This window comes from Pseudomonas sp. WS 5071 (assembly GCF_012985765.1).
GTDB classification, from domain to species: Bacteria; Pseudomonadota; Gammaproteobacteria; order Pseudomonadales; family Pseudomonadaceae; genus Aquipseudomonas; species Aquipseudomonas lundensis_A.
In genome coordinates, this window is the sequence record NZ_JAAQWY010000005.1 from 18,235 (window position 1) to 36,437 (window position 18,203).

The 18,203-nt window shown below is 57.6% G+C and carries 19 protein-coding genes and 2 tRNA genes; 7 read left to right on the forward strand and 14 right to left on the reverse strand.

Annotated features, from left to right (window positions below; all coding sequences use genetic code 11):
- Positions 1-49: 49 nt before the first annotated feature.
- The 5 genes from HBN61_RS04095 to HBN61_RS04115 all read right to left on the reverse strand — a co-directional run bounded on the left by HBN61_RS04095 (position 50) and on the right by HBN61_RS04115 (position 3,112).
- The gene (locus HBN61_RS04095) at positions 50-577 is read right to left on the reverse strand and encodes a fimbrial protein (protein WP_047273308.1); all 528 of its coding nucleotides are present in this window, start codon (positions 575-577) and stop codon (positions 50-52) included.
- A 328-nt stretch (positions 578-905) separates the two neighbouring features.
- Positions 906-1,211, reverse strand: coding sequence for a DUF6482 family protein (locus tag HBN61_RS04100; protein ID WP_047273309.1), 306 nt, complete (start codon positions 1,209-1,211; stop codon positions 906-908).
- Between the two features lie 14 nt (positions 1,212-1,225).
- Positions 1,226-1,936: an SDR family NAD(P)-dependent oxidoreductase gene (locus HBN61_RS04105; RefSeq protein WP_047281806.1), complete on the reverse strand. Its 711-nt coding sequence runs from the start codon at positions 1,934-1,936 to the stop codon at positions 1,226-1,228.
- On the reverse strand, positions 1,933-2,475 hold the full coding sequence (locus tag HBN61_RS04110; protein ID WP_047273311.1) for a DUF3833 domain-containing protein: 543 nt from the start codon (positions 2,473-2,475) through the stop codon (positions 1,933-1,935). The genes HBN61_RS04105 and HBN61_RS04110 overlap by 4 nt, the downstream gene beginning before the upstream one ends.
- Positions 2,476-3,035: 560 nt before the next feature.
- A tRNA-Met gene (locus tag HBN61_RS04115) sits at positions 3,036-3,112 on the reverse strand.
- A gap of 172 nt (positions 3,113-3,284) precedes the next feature.
- Here HBN61_RS04115 and HBN61_RS04120 point away from each other — a divergent pair.
- Positions 3,285-4,502, forward strand: coding sequence for an MFS transporter (locus HBN61_RS04120; RefSeq protein ID WP_047273312.1), 1,218 nt, complete (start codon positions 3,285-3,287; stop codon positions 4,500-4,502).
- Between the two features lie 26 nt (positions 4,503-4,528).
- Here the strand turns inward: HBN61_RS04120 and HBN61_RS04125 are convergent, their stop codons facing one another.
- The 9 genes from HBN61_RS04125 to HBN61_RS04165 all read right to left on the reverse strand — a co-directional run bounded on the left by HBN61_RS04125 (position 4,529) and on the right by HBN61_RS04165 (position 12,627).
- A complete protein-coding gene (locus HBN61_RS04125; protein ID WP_047273313.1) occupies positions 4,529-5,587 on the reverse strand; it encodes an FUSC family protein in 1,059 nt (352 codons plus the stop codon).
- A 133-nt stretch (positions 5,588-5,720) separates the two neighbouring features.
- Positions 5,721-6,821: a redox-regulated ATPase YchF gene (gene ychF / locus HBN61_RS04130; RefSeq protein ID WP_047273314.1), complete on the reverse strand. Its 1,101-nt coding sequence runs from the start codon at positions 6,819-6,821 to the stop codon at positions 5,721-5,723.
- Positions 6,822-6,844: 23 nt separating this feature from the next.
- Entirely contained in the window at positions 6,845-7,429 is a 585-nt protein-coding gene (pth, locus tag HBN61_RS04135) for an aminoacyl-tRNA hydrolase (protein WP_047273315.1), read from the reverse strand.
- A gap of 163 nt (positions 7,430-7,592) precedes the next feature.
- A complete protein-coding gene (locus HBN61_RS04140) occupies positions 7,593-8,183 on the reverse strand; it encodes a 50S ribosomal protein L25/general stress protein Ctc (RefSeq protein WP_047273316.1) in 591 nt (196 codons plus the stop codon).
- A 140-nt stretch (positions 8,184-8,323) separates the two neighbouring features.
- Positions 8,324-9,265 carry a ribose-phosphate pyrophosphokinase gene (locus HBN61_RS04145; RefSeq protein WP_003208392.1) on the reverse strand — a complete coding sequence of 314 codons (942 nt, stop codon included), beginning with the start codon at positions 9,263-9,265 and terminating at the stop codon, positions 8,324-8,326.
- A gap of 45 nt (positions 9,266-9,310) precedes the next feature.
- Positions 9,311-9,385: transfer RNA gene (locus tag HBN61_RS04150), tRNA-Gln, on the reverse strand.
- 10 nt (positions 9,386-9,395) lie between these two features.
- Positions 9,396-10,271 carry a 4-(cytidine 5'-diphospho)-2-C-methyl-D-erythritol kinase gene (gene ispE, locus HBN61_RS04155; protein ID WP_083333245.1) on the reverse strand — a complete coding sequence of 292 codons (876 nt, stop codon included), beginning with the start codon at positions 10,269-10,271 and terminating at the stop codon, positions 9,396-9,398.
- A gap of 1 nt (position 10,272) precedes the next feature.
- Positions 10,273-10,899: a lipoprotein insertase outer membrane protein LolB gene (gene lolB, locus HBN61_RS04160; protein WP_047275357.1), complete on the reverse strand. Its 627-nt coding sequence runs from the start codon at positions 10,897-10,899 to the stop codon at positions 10,273-10,275.
- 3 nt (positions 10,900-10,902) lie between these two features.
- Entirely contained in the window at positions 10,903-12,627 is a 1,725-nt protein-coding gene (locus HBN61_RS04165; protein WP_047273319.1) for a tetratricopeptide repeat protein, read from the reverse strand.
- 210 nt (positions 12,628-12,837) lie between these two features.
- On the opposite strand from HBN61_RS04165, the gene hemA reads away from it, so the two are divergent.
- From hemA to HBN61_RS04195, 6 genes are all read left to right on the forward strand, one after another.
- Positions 12,838-14,124, forward strand: a complete 1,287-nt coding sequence (gene hemA / locus HBN61_RS04170; RefSeq protein ID WP_047273320.1) for a glutamyl-tRNA reductase — start codon at positions 12,838-12,840, stop codon at positions 14,122-14,124.
- Positions 14,124-15,206 (forward strand): peptide chain release factor 1, encoded by a 1,083-nt coding sequence (gene prfA, locus HBN61_RS04175; RefSeq protein ID WP_047280025.1) that lies wholly within the window; start codon positions 14,124-14,126, stop codon positions 15,204-15,206. Before hemA ends, prfA begins: the two co-directional genes overlap by 1 nt.
- On the forward strand, positions 15,207-16,037 hold the full coding sequence (gene prmC / locus HBN61_RS04180; RefSeq protein WP_047273322.1) for a peptide chain release factor N(5)-glutamine methyltransferase: 831 nt from the start codon (positions 15,207-15,209) through the stop codon (positions 16,035-16,037).
- The gene (locus tag HBN61_RS04185; protein ID WP_083333246.1) at positions 16,031-16,786 is read left to right on the forward strand and encodes a molybdopterin-synthase adenylyltransferase MoeB; all 756 of its coding nucleotides are present in this window, start codon (positions 16,031-16,033) and stop codon (positions 16,784-16,786) included. Before prmC ends, HBN61_RS04185 begins: the two co-directional genes overlap by 7 nt.
- Positions 16,779-17,570, forward strand: a complete 792-nt coding sequence (murI, locus tag HBN61_RS04190) for a glutamate racemase (RefSeq protein ID WP_047282068.1) — start codon at positions 16,779-16,781, stop codon at positions 17,568-17,570. The genes HBN61_RS04185 and murI overlap by 8 nt, the downstream gene beginning before the upstream one ends.
- A gap of 114 nt (positions 17,571-17,684) precedes the next feature.
- Positions 17,685-18,203 (forward strand): acyloxyacyl hydrolase, encoded by a 519-nt coding sequence (locus HBN61_RS04195; protein ID WP_047273325.1) that lies wholly within the window; start codon positions 17,685-17,687, stop codon positions 18,201-18,203.

An 18,203-nucleotide genomic window follows, 5' to 3' on the forward strand; every position in this document is an offset into this window, starting at 1 on the left:
GGACCCGCCGCTTCGCAAGGCGCGAAGACGGCAGGTCAGGGGGTTACGCTTACAGGTAGTCGAGGGCGTATTGAGCCGACGCTGAAACGGTACCGGCCGTGGCAGCGCCGGTGCTGATGTAACGCGCAGCGAAGTCGTGGCTGGTGGCGGTTTCGTCTTTTTTCAGCACCAGGCCTTCAACCGACGTCATGCCGCTCAGGGTGATCGGCGTGCCACCGCTGGCATCCAGCAACTGGATTGCAACGTTTTGCGCCGTTCCGGTGTTGCCCAGGTTGCCGCCTGTGTTGACGTTGGCACCCAGGAACGTGGTGCGAATGTTCAGGTCGCCCGTGGTGGGGGCGGTGCAACCCGTCACGGCGATGGTGAAAGGCGTTTCACCGGCGAACTTGCCTGCGGTGTCCAGATCACTGGATGCCACGGTGGGCAACACCACGATCGGGCTGCCAGCGTTACCGTTGACCGACACCTGGCACGTCTGGTCAGACACCTGGCCTTTGAAAGTGATGGTGTTTTGGCTGGCGGCGAACGAGATCGCCGGGAATGCCGTCATCGCGATGAGCAGAGCAGTACGCTTCATAGTAATAATCCTGATAACTGGAGATGAGGCTCGAGCCCAACCCATTCTTCGTGGAGTCGGTCAGGAGCAGATTCAGCCAGTGCAGGTTATCGGGGGCAGGACCGGGCTTTAATCAGACGATTCTTAAAAGGCCGTGGCGGACGATTGAGACGGGGGATTTGCCCCAGGCAAAAAAAATGGCTGACCGTGCGGCAAGCCATTTTTCGGTATGGGTACACGGTCTTTATCAACCGGGGTTTGACGCGACGGTCACCTCTGAGGTCCAAGGGCAAGGGGGCGCCCAAACCAGCGAAAAACGCTCATCCGCTCACGCGCGTCGACTTCGTGTTCACAACGGTGTGGAGAGCGAAAACGGAATGCGCAGTTCCCCGACAGGCCCAGTATCGCGGCCGCACATTTCGTCGTGCACGCAGTGCTGCACCAGCACGCACGGAAATGCCGGCACGGTGTGCAGCACCTGCCGCAGGTGGGGGATTGAGCGCAGGTGCATCGGCTGGGCCGCCTCGTCAAGCAAGGTGAACTGGCCGTGATCCAGGCGGATTCGTGCCAGATAAACACCACCTTCGAGTGACAGCAGCTCCAGCTCGCGTATTTCGCTGTTGGCCGCATGTTGGGTGAGGGTGTGCAGGTTCATGCTTCACTCCTTGCCTACCAGGGCAGGCGTTGTCCATCGTAAGCAAAGAAATGGCCGCTGTCGGCCGGAGTCAACTGGTCAATCAAGGTCAGTAATCGGGCCGCGGCAACGTCTGCGGGACGGGCGGTGTCGGCGACGCGGAAAGGATGCGACAGCCCCGAGATGACCGTGCCCGGGTGCAGGCTGAGCAAGCGGCTGTGCGGACGAGTGCGCGCCAGTTCAATGGAGGCAGTCTTGATCAGCATGTTCAGCGCGGCCTTGGAAGCACGGTAGGCGTACCAGCCGCCCAAACGGTTGTCGCCAATGCTCCCGACTTTTGCTGAGAGCATCGCCATCGCGCCGCGCGGTGCGAGCAGTGGTAGAAAGTCGCGCAACACGATGGCCGGCCCCAGCGTGTTGACTTGAAACACAGCCTGCAGCGCCTCGGGTTCGAGGGCGCTGATGCTTTTTTCCGGTTTGATCCCCTCGCGATGGAGCAGGCCGGCCGCGTGTACGATCAGGTGATACGGCGCTTCGGCTGCCAGTTCGGTGGCGGCGCTGGCAATCGTTTCGGGACGTTCAAGGTCCAGCTCGGGCACGGTATGGCGCCCTATCGCACGAACCCCGGCGCAGCGCGGATCTTGCCTCAGGTGTTCGCAAAACGCCGTGCCGAGGGCGCCGCTGGCGCCGATCACCAGCGCGCGATAGCTGTCGTCGAGGGAGGTCATGGTCACGACGTGGTTCATTGGCTCACCCCGGCGCCCTGACGGCGGAAGAATATCGTCACCTGACCCACCTCAACCCCGAACTTGGACATACTGGTGCGGTTGATTAACGTGTCTTCGTCCATCAAGTACATCCAGTCGTCCATGCTCATTTCGTAGGTCGAATCATCGACCGGCAGGTTCAGGCGGTACCGCCAGTGCAACGTGTTTCCGGCGATTTGGCCGTTGGCGATACCCACCACATCCTCGGCGCGGCCGCTCCAGCGTCCCTGGCCCTCGGGCGTGAGGGTCCAGACGCGGCGTTGGCGGGTGCCGTCGCTGTAGAGGAAGCGCTCGTCGAGAATCAGGTTGTTGCCCTCGCGACGGCTGACGATATTGACCTCGAAACGCTTGACCACCTCACCGCTGCGCTTTTGAAACATCCCCCAGGCTTTGACGGGCTGGCTGAAAAACTGCTCCAGATTCAACGCCGGTTGCTGATCCGCGTACCGGGCGACATCCACACCGGTACAACTGGTGATGCTGAGGGCCAGCGCCAGTAACAGCAGTAATCGTTTCATTGCCTTTCTCCCTGAAGCACGCGGCTCACGCGTGCGAAGCATCGCGCCATCGGTGCGTTCGGTGGGCAGTCCCGGTAGAGGGTTCTGCGTCGGCCTTTTGGGTCAGTATCAACCCTCATCTAAATACTTGTACAAGCCCAATCGACTTGTATAGGTTTTATTCAAGATAGGCTGAAAAAAATCAACTGACAATCCATCGGCAATCTTTTTATGCAGAGGCGAAAACCTCACCTTGCTGAGCACGAGGCTGCCTGCGGCTCACCAGTGCGGTGGGGGCATGTGCGATAGCTTTGGGCACGTTATTCAAGGGGCCTTATCAGGCCAGAAAGCGGTTAGCGCCGATGGAGTAGCGACTGTGCTGCGTAGGTGTTTTGAATGGGTTGCGCTGGATTGGGGGGGGCACGTCGATTCGAGTTCGTAACGACGGAGGTAGACGTGGGATGCACGGAGGGGGAGGTATGGAGAGAGACAAGGAGAAACCCCCAGACACAAGAAAGCCCGCACTAGGCGGGCTTCTTGTACTGTTTATAGACTCATTGAGACATCTGTAAACAAGCGTTTGGTGGCTACACAGGGACTTGAACCCCGGACCCCAGCATTATGAATGCTATGCTCTAACCAACTGAGCTATGTAGCCAATGGCGCGCATTATTCCTTCGAGCAGGGCATGTGTCAAGCAAATATCTTAAAAAATTCTTTGTTCAATCAACCGCTTAAGAATTTACGGCGTTTGGATGGCAATATCCTGTTAAAAAATGGCACATTGACCGACCTGCAAGTGCGCATTCACCTGATGTACGGAAAGTCTCATGGCCCTTAGCAACGCTCAAACAACAACAACGACTGCCTCACAAACGCCTCAAACCAGCCCGTTGGTGCTACGCATTATCGGTGCAGTGGCGCTGGCGCATCTGATCAATGACTTGATTCAAGCCGTTCTGCCTTCGATCTATCCGATGCTCAAGGCCAAATATGACCTGACCTTTACCCAGATCGGCCTGATTACCCTGACCTTCCAAATGACCGCCTCGCTGTTACAGCCCTGGGTAGGTTATTACACCGATCGCCATCCCAACCCGTTGCTCTTGCCTGCGGGCATGGTGTGTACGCTGGTGGGGATTTTGATGTTGTCCCAGGTCGGCAGTTTTCCCTTGATCCTCCTGGCCGCCGCGCTGGTGGGCATCGGTTCGTCGACCTTCCACCCCGAGGCTTCACGGGTGGCGCGTCTGGCCTCAGGCGGGCGCTACGGTTTTGCACAGTCTACGTTTCAGGTGGGCGGTAATGCCGGTTCTGCGTTTGGTCCTTTGCTGGCAGCATCGATCATCATTCCATTCGGGCAAGACAATGTGGCCTGGTTTGGCCTCTTTGCGCTGTTCGCCGTTGGCTTGCTGTATGCGATCAGTCGTTGGTATCGCAGCCACTTAAACCTGTTCAAGCTCAAAGCCGGGCAAAAGGCCACCCACGGGCTGTCTAAAAATCGGGTGTTGAGCGCGTTGGTCGTGCTTGGGCTGCTGGTGTTCTCCAAATATTTCTATATGGCGAGCCTGACCAGCTACTACACGTTCTTCCTGATCGAGAAGTTCGGCGTCTCCATCGCCAATTCGCAGATGTACTTGTTCCTGTTCCTCGGTGCGGTGGCGGCCGGTACGTTTTTTGGCGGTCCGATCGGCGACCGCATCGGGCGTAAAGCCGTGATCTGGTTCTCGATTCTGGGTGTAGCGCCGTTCACTTTGCTGCTGCCCTATGCGGACTTGTTCTGGACCAGCGTGTTGAGCGTCATCATCGGCTTTGTACTGGCCTCGGCGTTCTCGGCGATTGTGGTGTATGCGCAGGAATTGGTGCCAGGCAATGTGGGCATGATTGCCGGTATCTTCTTTGGCCTGATGTTTGGTTTTGGCGGGATCGGTGCGGCGCTGTTGGGCCATCTGGCGGATATTCACGGTATCGAATACGTGTACACCTTGTGCTCATACCTGCCGCTGCTGGGTGTGCTGGCGATTTTCCTGCCGCGGACCAAAAAGGTCTGATCCGCGCAGGTAATCAGCCTCAGCGCTTAAACAGTGGGTTTGTCGTTTTGGGTGGTGAAGCCAAACGTCAGCAGGGCACTTTCAACCGTGCTCATGTGTTGCAGGCACAGTTGCCACGGCGCGGACACCGCATCGGCCACTTCATTGGGCGCCACGGGAAGCAATACCGGGCGCTGGTTGTCGCTGGCGATGGCCGCGCAGCCTGACGCCACACTGGCCAACCGTTCGTGCAATGACGCTGGAGGCGGGCCTTGTTCCTTGCGCAAGGCATCGGCAAAGGCCTCGGCGAACAGTAGCGAGCTGGCGTACAGGCGCACGGCATGGCGTTCGTAGCGGCTGGCAATGTCTTTGACTTCCCGTGATACAAAGCGCCCGCGTAACGTCCAGCGCGCCGTATTACGGGCGCTGCTGATGCCGGTTTCCAGAGCAATCAGGCTGTCATGGGCGGCCGAGAAGATCAGCACGGCATTTTTGGCTTTGTTGGCGTCGTTCTCTTCCAGTGATTGCAGGCTTTTACCGAAACCTTTCGCCAGCTTTTCCAGCAAGTCCTTTGCCGAGCTGTCGATGATCCCGATGGGGTTCGGGGTCAGCAGGATCTGACTGAACACCAGCCCGACACCCGCGCCCACCAGCACGTCCATCATGCGCACAACACCGGCGCTTTCTGGCCCCACAGCCAGCATCAGCACGGCCGAGACGCCCGCTTGAATCGGTACGACAGCGCCCAGGCCATACAGCGCTGCAATGGCGATGGCGGAAAACGTGGCAAATCCGATCCGCAGCAGGGGATAGCCGTCAGGCAGCCAAAGCGCGGCTTCCCCCACGATGATCCCGGTGGCCACCCCGACCATCAGTCCTACTGCCTGTTTGCCATGGCTGGGCAGGCCGGGCGCCAGGCACACGACAGCGCTGATGGCTGCAAACACCGGGTGTTCATGCCCCAGGAAATGCACCGCCAGAATCCACGCCAGCGCGGCGGCAATGGCTGAGGCCAGCGCATCACGCCAGCCGGAGGCCCAGCGGGTTTTGATTTTTTCGACCAGCGAATCGATAGAGCGTGTCAGGAAGTTGGGGCGGGCGATCATTCAGGCTCCTGAAATTGAACAATGGTGGTGATAACCATAGACCTTCGCGTGCCGATAGCGTGCGCCAAGGTGCCGCCGTCCAACTCAGAGCCAAAAAAAACCGCGCCTGAGCGCGGTTTTTTACGTGTGGTGTTTACACGTTGAAGCGGAAGTGCAGAACGTCACCGTCTTTAACGATGTAGTCCTTGCCTTCCAGACGCCATTTGCCAGCGGTTTTGGCACCGGCTTCACCCTTGTACTGGATGAAATCGTCGTAGGCGATGACTTCGGCGCGGATAAAGCCTTTTTCGAAGTCGGTGTGAATCACGGCGGCGGCTTGCGGGGCCGTTGCGCCTACTTTTACAGTCCAGGCGCGTACTTCTTTAACACCTGCCGTGAAGTAGGTTTGCAGGTTCAGCATCTGATAACCGGCACGGATAACCCGGTTCAAGCCCGGCTCTTCGAGGCCCAGCGCTTCCAGGAACATGTCCTTTTCTTCGCCTTCTTCCAGTTCTGCGATTTCCGCTTCGATCTTGTTGCAGACCGGAACGACCAGTGCACCTTCTTCTTCGGCAATGGCCATGACCACGTCGAGGAACGGGTTGTTCTCGAAACCGTCTTCAGCGACGTTGGCGATGTACATAACCGGCTTGGTGGTCAGCAGGTGGAAGCCACGGATGATGGCTTTTTCGTCTGCCGACATGTTCTTGATCAGGCTGCGGGCTGGTTTGCCTTCGGTGAAGTGGGCGATCAACTGCTCCAGCAGAGCCTTTTGAGCCACGGCTTCTTTGTCGCCGCCTTTGGCGTTGCGCGCCACTTTCTGCAACTGCTTTTCGCAGCTGTCGAGGTCAGCGAAGATCAGTTCAAGGTCGATGATTTCGATGTCGCGTTTCGGGTCAACGCTGTTGGAAACGTGAATCACGTTTTCGTCTTCAAAGCAGCGGACTACGTGAGCGATGGCATCGGTCTCACGAATGTTGGCCAGGAACTTGTTACCCAGGCCTTCACCTTTGGAGGCGCCAGCTACCAGGCCCGCGATATCGACGAACTCCATGGTGGTCGGCAGCACCCGCTCCGGGTTCACAATGGCAGCCAGCGCGTCCAGACGCGGATCGGGCATCGGCACGATACCGGTGTTCGGTTCGATCGTGCAGAAGGGGAAGTTCTCAGCCGCAATACCGGATTTGGTCAGGGCGTTGAACAGGGTGGACTTACCGACGTTAGGCAGGCCGACGATGCCGCAATTGAATCCCATGGTGTTTTCCCCGAGGAGTAGAGTCAGGCCTTCTGGCTGTGCAGGTTTTTCATCGCACGGTTCCATTCCCCGGCGAGGATATCCGGCAGCACGCCGAGGGCAAAATCGATGCTGGCATCCAGTTTTTCCTGTTCGGCGCGCGGCGCGCGACCCAGGACAAAATTGGAGACCATGCTGGCGACGCCTGGGTGGCCAATGCCGAGCCGCAGACGGTAGAAATTATTGTTGTTCCCCAGTTGCGCGATGATGTCACGCAGCCCGTTGTGACCTCCATGGCCGCCGCCCAGTTTGAGCTTGGCAACACCTGGCGGGAGATCGAGTTCGTCGTGGGCCACCAATATGGATTCCGGCGCAATCCGGAAAAAACCGGCAAGCGCCGCAACGGCCTGGCCGCTTCGGTTCATATAGGTGGTGGGAATCAACAGACGAACATCCTGACCTTGATGGCTGAATCGACCGGTCAGGCCAAAATACTTACGGTCTGCAACGAGGTTAACCCCGTGCGCGGACGCGAGACGCTCAACAAAAAGGGCCCCTGCGTTATGCCGGGTCTGTTCGTATTCGGTGCCTGGATTTCCCAGGCCAACGATCAGTTTTATGGCGGTCACGACAAGGGCCCTTCTATGGAGTTGTGGATAACATCGCCGCTGACAGCAGCGGCGAAAACGGACAAAAAAGCGGGTTTACATGAGTAAACTTCGCGATCTTGTCCGCTTTACTCGCTGCGTGTTAGCTCGCGATGTTCCTCAAAACTCCAGACAGAGTAATGAATTACTCTGCTTCAGCTTCTGGTGCAACACGTGGAGCGTGAACGTTGGCTACTGCCAGGTCGTTACCGTGTGCCAGTGCTACGAACTCAACGCCTTTAGGAGCGGTGATGTCCGACAGGTGAATGATCGAGCCGACTTCGGCGTTAGCCAGGTCAACTTCGATGAATTCAGGCAGGTCTTTTGGCAGGCAGGAAACTTCGATTTCAGCAACAACGTGCGAGATCTCGCCGCCTTTCTTGATCGGAGCAGCTTCACCAACGAAGTGAACTGGAACGATTGCAGTCAGCTTCTGACCGGCAACAACGCGTACGAAGTCAGCGTGCATCACGTGGCCTTTGGCCGGGTGACGCTGCAGCGCTTTGATGATTACGTTTTGCTTGGTGCCGCCAACAGTCAGTTCGATAACGTGGCTGTAAGCCGCTTCGTTTTCGAGCAGTTTGGCAACTTCTTTAGCCAGCAGGCTGATGGATTCAGGGGCTTTTTCGCCACCGTAAACGACAGCTGGAACCAGGCTTGCGAGACGACGCAGGCGGCGGCTCGCACCTTTCCCCAGGTCGGAACGCACTTCAGCATTCAGAGTAAATTCGTTCATGTTGTATCTCCAAAATAACCACATCCGGCCTAGCGTTTGCGACCAGCGCTATGGACGGTATGGGCAAAAAAGCCCCGCCCCAACAGGCTGTTGGGGCGGGGCGCTTTTCGTCAACGAGGCATTCGAGAAGGGCAGGGCCCTTATCGGAACATCGCGCTGATCGATTCTTCGTTGCTGATGCGGCGAACCGCTTCAGCCACAACCGGTGCGATATCCAGTTGACGGATACGCGAACAGGCTTGTGCGGCAGCGGACAGCGGAATGGTGTTAGTCACCACCAGCTCATCCAGCATGGAATTTTCGATATTCTCGATTGCCCGACCCGACAGCACAGGGTGTGTGCAGTAGGCGAACACTTTGGCAGCACCATGCTCTTTCAAGGCTTTTGCCGCGTGGCACAGAGTGCCGGCGGTATCGACCATGTCATCAACCAGAATGCAGGTACGCCCTTCGACATCACCAATGATATGCATCACTTCCGAGTGATTGGCTTTCTCACGGCGTTTGTCGATGATACCCAGATCAACGCCCAGGGATTTGGCAACAGCACGTGCACGCACGACGCCGCCGATATCCGGGGACACGATCATTAGGTTTTCAAAGCGCTGATCTTCGATGTCATCCACCAAAACTGGGGAGCCATAGATGTTATCTACAGGAATATCGAAGAAACCCTGGATTTGGTCAGCATGCAAATCAACCGTGAGAACACGGTCAATGCCGACAACGGTAAGCATGTCAGCCACAACTTTTGCGCTGATAGCCACACGTGCGGAACGCGGACGGCGATCCTGACGGGCATAACCAAAGTAAGGAATAACAGCAGTAATACGAGTCGCTGAGGAGCGGCGGAAGGCATCAGCCATCACGACGAGTTCCATCAGGTTATCGTTGGTCGGAGCACAAGTCGGCTGAATGATGAAAACGTCTTTACCGCGGACATTTTCATTAATCTCAGCGGTAATCTCGCCGTCGGAAAACTTACCGACAGAAATGTCACCGAGTGGGATATGCAGCTGACGTACGACACGCCGAGCCAGATCGGGGTTAGCGTTCCCCGTAAAGACCATCATCTTGGACACGCGCAGTACCTGAAGGCTGAGGGTAACCTGGATGAGTATAAGAAATGGCAGGGGCGGCTGGATTCGAACCAACGCATGGCAGGATCAAAACCTGCTGCCTTACCGCTTGGCGACGCCCCTGTATCTGTTGCTACGAGTACCGTGTACCCGTTTCCTTTGACAGATCTTGTAGCTTGCGATGCAACATCGAAACGTTGCTTCCTTTCGCTACAAACCCTGTAAGGGTGTCTGCAAGAAGGTGCAGGACTTTATCAGCATCTGCTTCGTTTGGGAAGGCCCCAAATATACAACTTCCAGTTCCAGTTAATTTTGCTTCGGTATATTTACCTAACAAATTCAAAGCCTTACGTACATCTGGGTAAAGCTCCGTTACTACTGCTTCGCAGTCGTTTCGGCTGTTTCCCTTGGGAACGGGGCGCACTTTAATGGGCAAAGAGTTACGTGTCAACAAAGGATGCGAAAAAATTTCTGCTGTGCTTACAGAGACTTGCGGGACGAGCACGACGTACCACGGTTCTTCCGGGTATTCGGGTGACAGTTTTTCGCCAACCCCTTCAGCGAAAGCGGCATGCCCGCGAACGAAAACCGGTACATCCGCGCCCAGGTTCAACCCCAGTGCCGCCAGTTGATCCTCGCTCCAGCCCAGCCCCCACAGATGATTGAGGCCCAGTAATGTGGTGGCGGCATTCGAACTTCCGCCGCCGATTCCGCCCCCCATGGGCAAAATTTTATCGATGTGGATATCGATGCCCAGCGTGCAACCTGATTGCGCCTGAAGTTGTCGAGCCGCTTTCACGATCAGGTTGTGGTCGTGCGGCACGCCTGCAAACTCAGTGAGGAGGCGAATCTCACCGTCCTCTCGCACTGAAAACGTCATTTCATCGCCATAGTCGAGGAATTGAAACAACGTCTGCAGTTCGTGATAGCCATCTTCACGGCGGCCGAGAATGTGCAGCATCAAATTCAATTTTGCCGGGGAGGGCAAAATCAGTGGATCGTTTTGCATGTCATTGTCCCAACTGACGGGGTTGCCAATCTTTCACCACCAGGGTGACGTCCAAATCTTTCCCGTGCAGTTTTACGCGCTCAGGGAGCCAGAAGCCGTTCTGCTCGACGTAACTCAGGTATTCGATTTTCCAGCCGTCCTGTTCCAGTTGGCCCAGGCGGCTGTCTGCATTCAAGGCAACGCGGCTTTTGCTGCCCGGCGCCGGCAAGCCGCGAACCCACCAGACCAGGTGCGACACGGGCAGGCTCCAACCCAGCTGTTCGCCGAGCAACTCTTCAGGAGAAGAGGCTTCGTAGCGGCCCTGATTGGCCACTTCCAGCGTGACATTGCCCGGGCGCCCGGTCAGGCGGGCAGCGCCACGGCCTAGCGGGCCTGACAAGCGAATGTCGTAATAATCCTGGCGTTGCAGCCAGAACAACGTGGCGCTGCCGGAGTCTTTCGGGGCGCGGATGCCGACTTTGCCGTTGATCTGCCAACCGTCGAGTTGGGTCAAATGCTGTTTATGCGCTGACCACAATGCCGGGCTGCCATGGCCTTCGACCGATTCACGGGCGCCAAACATGGAACAGCCGGCCAGCAAGGCGATTAGGCTAAAGGCAATAAGGTGTCGCAGGGTGCGATAACGCATGATTTAAAGAGTCTCGGATCCGGTCAAGCGCAAAACGGTTTTGCGCAGGATAGGGCTTTCTGGGTTGTCTTTAAGGAACTTGGCCCAGATTTGCCTGGCTTCACGCTGTTTGCCATTGGCCCAAAGCACTTCGCCCAAATGCGCGGCGACTTCTTGGTCCGGGAAGCGATCCAGCGCCTGACGCAATAACCGCTCGGCTTCATTCAAATTGCCGAGGCGGTAATTGACCCAGCCCAAGCTGTCGAGCACGGCAGGGTCGTCGGGGTTGATGTCATAAGCCTGTTGAATCAGCGCTTTGGCTTCGGCGTAACGTGTTGTCCGATCTGACAGGGTGTAACCCAGCGCGTTCAATGCCATGGCATTGTCAGGTTCGCGGGCGATGATGGCACGCAGGTCCTTCTCCAGTTGAGGCAGGTCATTGCGCTTCTCGGCGAGCATGGCGCGCGAGTAGAGCAAGTTCAGGTCATCCGGGTACTGTTTCAGCGCTTGCTGAAGGACATCCCATGCGCGGTTTGTCTGATTATTCGCACTCAGCGTTTCTGCTTCGATCAAAAACAGCTGAATGGCGTAATCGGGTTGCTCGTCGCGGGCCGCCGCCAATTTGGCAGAGGCTTCTGTGCCGCGACCGTGGCTGATCAGGATGTCGGCCTGTCGCAGTTGAGCGGGCAAGTAGTCATTGCCGGGGCCGACTTGAGCGTATTCGATCAACGCGCCTTGGGGGTCGTTGCGCTCTTCAGCGATACGCCCGAGGTTCAAGTGCGCCGCGTCGACATGGCTGTCGCGTTCGATCAGCGTTTGCAAATACCCTTCGGCTTCATCCCAGGCTTTGCCTTCGAGGCACACCAGCGCCAGAGAAAAACGCAGTTCGTCGTCTTCTGGGTATTGCTGGACCAGGCTGGCGAATTGCGCCTTCGCCTCATCCATGCGGTTTTGCTCAACCAGCGCGCGGGCGTAGGTGAGCGCCAGGCGTTTGTCTTGCGGGTATTGCTGAATGCTTTTCTTCAGTAGCGGCAGGGCTTCATCGCCGCGATTGAGGCTTTGCAGGATTCTGGCCCGCAACAGCACGGGGGCGACTTCACCGGCTTGCGGCGGATTGTTCTCCAGTAACTTGAGTGCGCCTTCGGCGTCTCCATCCTGCTGCATGAGCAAGGCTTTACCGAAAATCAGCTGACCGTTGTCCGGATGCCGGGCGAGCAGGCTGTTGAAACTTTTCAACATGCCGCTGCGGGTTTCGGGGTCTGATTCAGAGGCTGACAACGCTAAAAAGTCGAAGTGAGTATCGCCCTTGGCTTGCAGGACTTTTTCCATGTACACGATGGAATCGTCGTAACGGCCGTTGCGCGCCAGCTGAATGGCGGCGGCGCGTTGAGCTTCAAGGTCGTCCGGTGCGTTTTTGGCCCAGATCAGCGACGTGTCGAGTGCGGCCTGATCGGCGCCCAGGTACTCGGCGATGCGAAATGCGCGCTCGGAAATGCCCGGGTCCTGAGTATTGATGGCCTGGGTCACGTAGTTGTCCAGCGCAATGTCCAGACGATTACGTTGCCCTGCCAGTTCGGCACTCAACAGGCTGTACAGCGTGTCTTCGCTGAAAGAGCTGTAGACCTTTGGCTTTTCGGGCACAGAAGTGGTGTCTTCAACCGCGGACGATTCATCCGGCGACGTGGGAGCCAAGGCCTGGCAGCCACTGAGGAAGACAAGAGCAAGGAGCAACGCGGAGGATCTATTCATATAAGAGAAGGGCGACTTACCTGCGGTCGGGGCATCATGACACATGCGAAAGGGCAAACCTAACGGCTGCGACTATCGATATCAGGATGCAGATGATGGCTAATTGGGCGTCAACAGACCTTAACTATAGAGACAATAGTCAGCAATGGTTGTTCTGAATCTGGCGAAGTAGGACAATTGCCGGCTTCTCGTCATCATCAGCGATCTTGAATGGCCTTCCTCGCACTCGGTATTAACCACAAGACTGCTTCAGTAGACGTCCGCGAGCGCGTGGCTTTTACCCCGGAGCAGTTGGTTGAGGCCTTGCAGCAGCTCTGCCGACTGACCGACAGTCGTGAAGCTGCGATCCTCTCAACCTGCAATCGCAGTGAGCTGTATATAGAGCAAGACCAGATTTCAGCCGATACCGTCCTGAAATGGCTGGCCGATTACCATCAGCTCGACCTTGAAGAATTGAAGTCTTGCGCCTACATCCATGAAGACGATGCTGCCGTTCGTCACATGATGCGTGTGGCCGCTGGCCTCGATTCATTGGTGTTGGGCGAGCCGCAAATTCTCGGCCAGTTGAAGTCGGCGTATGCGGTGGCGCGTGAGGCGGGCACCGTCGGGCCGCTGCTGGGGCGCCTGTTTCAGGCCACGTTCAACTCGGCCAAGCAAGTGCGCACCGACACGGCCATCGGCGAAAACCCGGTTTCCGTGGCGTTTGCCGCGGTCAGCCTGGCCAAGCAGATTTTCAGTGACTTGCAGCGCAGTCAGGCATTGTTGATAGGGGCTGGCGAAACCATCACCCTGGTCGCCCGACACCTGCATGACTTGGGGGTCAAACGTATCGTGGTTGCTAACCGTACGCTGGAGCGTGCCAGTCTGTTGGCCGAACAGTTCGGCGCGCATGCCGTGTTGTTGTCGGACATTCCTCAAGAGTTGGTGCACAGCGACATCGTCATCAGCTCGACGGCCAGTCAGTTGCCTATTCTCGGTAAAGGCGCGGTTGAAAGCGCGCTGAAGCTGCGCAAGCACAAACCCATCTTCATGGTCGATATTGCTGTTCCTCGCGATATCGAGCCAGAAGTCGGCGAGTTGGACGACGTTTACCTCTACACCGTCGATGACTTGCATGAAGTAGTGGCTGAAAACCTCAAGAGCCGCCAGGGCGCTGCTCAAGCCGCCGAAGAGTTGGTCAGCATCGGCGCCGAAGAATTCATGGTGCGTTTGCGTGAGCTGGCGGCCGTGGATGTGCTCAAGGCCTACCGCCAGCAAGGCGAACGCCTGCGCGATGAAGAGCTGCAAAAAGCGTTGAAAATGCTGGCCAATGGCGGCAACCCTGAAGACGTGCTGGCCCAATTGGCGCGCGGTCTGACCAATAAATTGCTGCACGCGCCCAGCGTGCAGTTGAAAAAGCTTTCCGCCGAAGGCCGCCTCGATGCGCTGGCCATGGCACAAGAACTTTTTGCCCTCGGTGAGGGCTCATCGCATAGCTCTGCGGATAAAAAATCGTAATGAAAGCGTCATTGCTTAATAAGCTGGACATCCTCCAGGACCGTTTTGAGGAACTGACCGCATTGCTTGGCGATGGCGAAGTTATCTCCGACCAAACCAAATTCCGCGCTTATTCCAAGGAATACGCAGAAGTTGAGCCCATTGTTGGCGCGTACGGCCAGTGGCTGAAGGTTCAGGGCGACCTGGAAGGTGCTCAAGCCTTGCTCAAGGACAGCGACCCCGACATGCGTGAAATGGCTGTCGAGGAAGTGCGCGAAGCCAAAGAGCGACTGATTGAGCTCGAAGGTGACCTGCAGCGCATGTTGCTGCCCAAGGACCCGAACGATGGACGCAACGTCTTCCTCGAAATCCGGGCGGGCACCGGGGGCGATGAGGCCGCGATTTTTGCAGGCGATCTGTTTCGCATGTATTCCCGTTATGCCGAACGGCGTGGCTGGAGGCTGGAAATCCTGTCGGAAAACCCCGGTGAGCATGGCGGCTATAAAGAAGTCATTGCGCGGGTTGAAGGCGAGAACGTGTACGGCAAGCTGAAGTTCGAGTCGGGCGTTCACCGTGTTCAGCGTGTCCCGGCGACTGAATCCCAAGGGCGTATTCACACCTCGGCCTGCACCGTCGCGGTATTGCCTGAGCCTGACGAACAAGAAGCGATCGAGATCAACCCGGCCGATTTGCGCGTCGACACCTACCGTTCTTCGGGCGCGGGTGGTCAGCACGTCAACAAGACCGACTCCGCCATCCGCATCACGCACTTGCCGTCGGGCATTGTGGTGGAGTGCCAGGAAGAACGCTCCCAGCATAAAAACCGTGCGCGGGCGATGTCGTGGCTTTCAGCTAAATTGAACGACCAGCAAACCAGCGCCGCCGCGAGCGCGATTGCCAGTGAACGCAAACTGTTGGTGGGGTCGGGAGATCGCTCCGAGCGCATTCGCACCTACAACTTTGCCCAAGGCCGAGTGACTGACCATCGCGTCAACCTCACGTTGTACTCACTGGATGAAGTGCTCGCAGGCGGCGTCGAAGCCGTGATCGAACCGTTGTTAGCGGAATATCAGGCTGATCAACTGACAGCCCTGGGTGAATAAATGACCATCATTGCCAGCTTGTTGCGCGCCGCCCAATTGCCCGATTCACCGACGGCGCGTCTGGATGCAGAGCTGTTGTTGGCAGCCGCCTTGGGCAAGTCGCGCAGTTACCTGCACACATGGCCCGAGAAAATTGTCAGCAGCGAAGCCGCACTGACCTTTGCCGACTTCCTGCAACGCCGCCGTGCGGGCGAACCCGTGGCCTACATTCTGGGGCAGCAAGGTTTCTGGAACCTCGATCTGGAAGTGGCCCCGCACACGTTGATCCCGCGTCCGGATACCGAACTGCTGGTGGAGACGGCCCTGCAATTGCTGCCTGCAACCCCGGCCAGCGTGCTGGACCTGGGCACCGGCAGCGGCGCCATCGCCTTGGCCCTGGCCAGTGAACGCCCGGCCTGGAAGGTCACGGCCGTTGATCGCATCCTCGAAGCTGTGGCGCTGGCAGAGCGCAACCGGCAGCGCCTTGAATTGAATAATGTCACCGTGCTCAACAGCCATTGGTTCAGCGCGTTGGCAGGCCACCGTTTTGATTTGATCATCAGCAACCCGCCTTACATTGCGGCCGGGGATGTGCATCTGGATGAAGGGGACGTGCGTTTCGAGCCCGAAAGTGCGCTGGTCGCCGGTGCTGACGGGCTGGATGACATTCGTGAGATTGTCGCCGCAGCCCCGCACCACCTGAATGCCGGGGGCTGGTTGATGCTTGAGCATGGTTACGATCAGGCGCCTGCCGTGCGTGACCTGTTGCAGGGCGCGGGATTCGTTGAGGTTGAAAGCCGCAAAGACCTGGGCACTCACGAACGTATTACGTTGGGTCGCCTGCCGTGCTGACCGATCAGGAACTGTTGCGCTATAGCCGACAGATCCTGTTGCAACAGGTCGATATCGCCGGGCAGTTGGCCCTCAAAAACAGCCGTGTATTGATCGTCGGCCTTGGCGGGCTGGGCTCGCCGGTGGCGTTGTACCTGGCCGCGGCGGGGGTGGGCGAGTTACACCTGGCTGACTTCGACAGCGTCGACGTCACCAACTTGCAACGCCAGATCCTGCACGACACGGCCAGTGTCGGTGAGAGCAAGGTCGACTCGGCCCTGACCCGGCTTACCGCGACCAACCCGGCGATCACCCTGATTGCCCACCGTACGGCGCTGGACGAAGACTCATTGGCCGATGCAGTCGCCGCCGTGGATCTGGTGCTCGACTGTTGCGACAACTTTGGCACCCGTGAAGCCGTGAACCGAGCGTGTGTGGCGGCGCGCAAGCCGTTGGTGAGCGGGGCTGCGATCCGCCTGGAAGGCCAGTTGTCGGTCTTCGATTCGCGCCAGCCTTCCAGCCCCTGTTACCACTGTTTATACGGGCACGGCAGCGAAGATGAATTGACCTGCAGCGAAGCCGGCGTCATCGGCCCGCTGGTGGGGTTGGTGGGCAGTTTGCAAGCCCTTGAAGCCTTGAAGCTACTGGCCGGTTTTGGTGAACCGCTGGTCGGTCGACTGCTGTTGATTGATGCCCTCGGCACGCGTTTTCGCGAGCTGCGGGTCAAGCGTGACCCGGCGTGCAGCGTGTGCGGTTCAGCCCATGAGTGAAGCACCGATTGGCGTCTTCGACTCGGGCGTCGGCGGCTTGTCAGTGCTCAACGAGATTCACGCCTTACTGCCCAATGAGTCGCTGCTGTACGTCGGTGATTGTGGGCATATTCCGTATGGCGAGAAATCCCCGGAATTTATCCGCCAGCGTTGTGCGGTGATTGCCGACTTCTTTCAGCAACAGGGCGCCAAAGCCATCGTGCTGGCCTGCAATACCGCCACGGTGGCGGGTGTGGCAGATTTGCGACAACGCTATCCGCACTGGCCAATCGTTGGCATGGAGCCTGCCGTCAAGCCTGCTGCGGCCGCGACCCGAAGTGGCGTCGTGGGGGTTCTGGCCACCACGGGCACGTTGCAGAGCGCCAAATTCGCCGCCTTGCTGGACCGGTTTGCCAATGATGTGCGCGTCATCACCCAGCCTTGCCCCGGGCTGGTGGAATTGATCGAAACCGGCGACCTGCAAAGCCAGGCCTTGCGCTCACGGTTGCAAGGCTATGTCGAGCCGCTGCTGGCTGCCGGGTGCGACACGATCATCCTGGGGTGTACCCACTATCCCTTCCTCAAGCCTCTGCTCCGTCAGATGCTCCCGCCGTCGATCTGCCTGATCGATACCGGTGCGGCTGTCGCCCGTCAATTGCAGCGTTTACTCCGTGAACGTGGGCTTTTGGCCACTGGGCCGGCTCAAGAAACCCAGTTCTGGACAAGCGCCTTACCTGAACAGATGAGAAATATCCTACCTGCACTGTGGAATAAGTCTGGCGTTGTGCGAAGCTTTGCCCTGTAGAAAAATGTGTGTCCGTTCAAATGGGTTGAACTTTCACGTTGTGATCGGATTCATAACGCCTGCCTGATGGGGCACACAACAAATGACCTATGCATACGAAAATAGGATTTTCTTATGAAGCGCTTTTTAGGCTTGGCTGCTCTCGCAGCAACGGTTCTGGGGCACAGTTACACGGCACAAGCGGCCGGTATCGAGTTTGGGGTAGGGCATACAAGCCAATCGAGCATGACCTATCGCCTGGGTTTGAAGTCCGATTGGGACAAGAGCTGGCTACAAAGTGATGTCGGTCGCCTGACCGGCTATTGGGATGGTGCTTACACGTTCTGGGATGGCAAGAAGTCATCCAGCAGTAACAGCCTGTCGTTCTCCCCTGTATTTGTGTACGAATTTGCCGGCGAAACGGTGAAGCCTTACATCGAAGCGGGGATCGGCATGGCGTTGTTCTCCAAGACCGAAGTGGAAGAGCAAAAGCTGGGCACCGCGTTCCAGTTTGAAGACCGCATTGGTGTTGGCCTGCGTTTCAACGGTGGTCATGAAGTCGGGATTCGTGCGACGCATTACTCCAACGCCGGGCTTTCCAGTACCAATGACGGGGTTGAGAGCTACGCCCTGCATTACACAATGCCGCTGTAA

Coding starts and splice junctions, on each gene's coding strand:
- HBN61_RS04095 (WP_047273308.1), bottom strand. CDS start 577: ATGAAGCGTACTGCTCTGCTCATCGCGATGACGGCATTCCCGGCGATC.
- HBN61_RS04100 (WP_047273309.1), bottom strand. CDS start 1,211: ATGAACCTGCACACCCTCACCCAACATGCGGCCAACAGCGAAATACGC.
- HBN61_RS04105 (WP_047281806.1), bottom strand. CDS start 1,936: ATGAACCACGTCGTGACCATGACCTCCCTCGACGACAGCTATCGCGCG.
- HBN61_RS04110 (WP_047273311.1), bottom strand. CDS start 2,475: ATGAAACGATTACTGCTGTTACTGGCGCTGGCCCTCAGCATCACCAGT.
- HBN61_RS04120 (WP_047273312.1), top strand. CDS start 3,285: ATGGCCCTTAGCAACGCTCAAACAACAACAACGACTGCCTCACAAACG.
- HBN61_RS04125 (WP_047273313.1), bottom strand. CDS start 5,587: ATGATCGCCCGCCCCAACTTCCTGACACGCTCTATCGATTCGCTGGTC.
- ychF (WP_047273314.1), bottom strand. CDS start 6,821: ATGGGATTCAATTGCGGCATCGTCGGCCTGCCTAACGTCGGTAAGTCC.
- HBN61_RS04140 (WP_047273316.1), bottom strand. CDS start 8,183: ATGAACGAATTTACTCTGAATGCTGAAGTGCGTTCCGACCTGGGGAAA.
- ispE (WP_083333245.1), bottom strand. CDS start 10,271: ATGCAAAACGATCCACTGATTTTGCCCTCCCCGGCAAAATTGAATTTG.
- lolB (WP_047275357.1), bottom strand. CDS start 10,899: ATGCGTTATCGCACCCTGCGACACCTTATTGCCTTTAGCCTAATCGCC.
- HBN61_RS04165 (WP_047273319.1), bottom strand. CDS start 12,627: ATGAATAGATCCTCCGCGTTGCTCCTTGCTCTTGTCTTCCTCAGTGGC.
- hemA (WP_047273320.1), top strand. CDS start 12,838: ATGGCCTTCCTCGCACTCGGTATTAACCACAAGACTGCTTCAGTAGAC.
- prfA (WP_047280025.1), top strand. CDS start 14,124: ATGAAAGCGTCATTGCTTAATAAGCTGGACATCCTCCAGGACCGTTTT.
- prmC (WP_047273322.1), top strand. CDS start 15,207: ATGACCATCATTGCCAGCTTGTTGCGCGCCGCCCAATTGCCCGATTCA.
- murI (WP_047282068.1), top strand. CDS start 16,779: ATGAGTGAAGCACCGATTGGCGTCTTCGACTCGGGCGTCGGCGGCTTG.
- HBN61_RS04195 (WP_047273325.1), top strand. CDS start 17,685: ATGAAGCGCTTTTTAGGCTTGGCTGCTCTCGCAGCAACGGTTCTGGGG.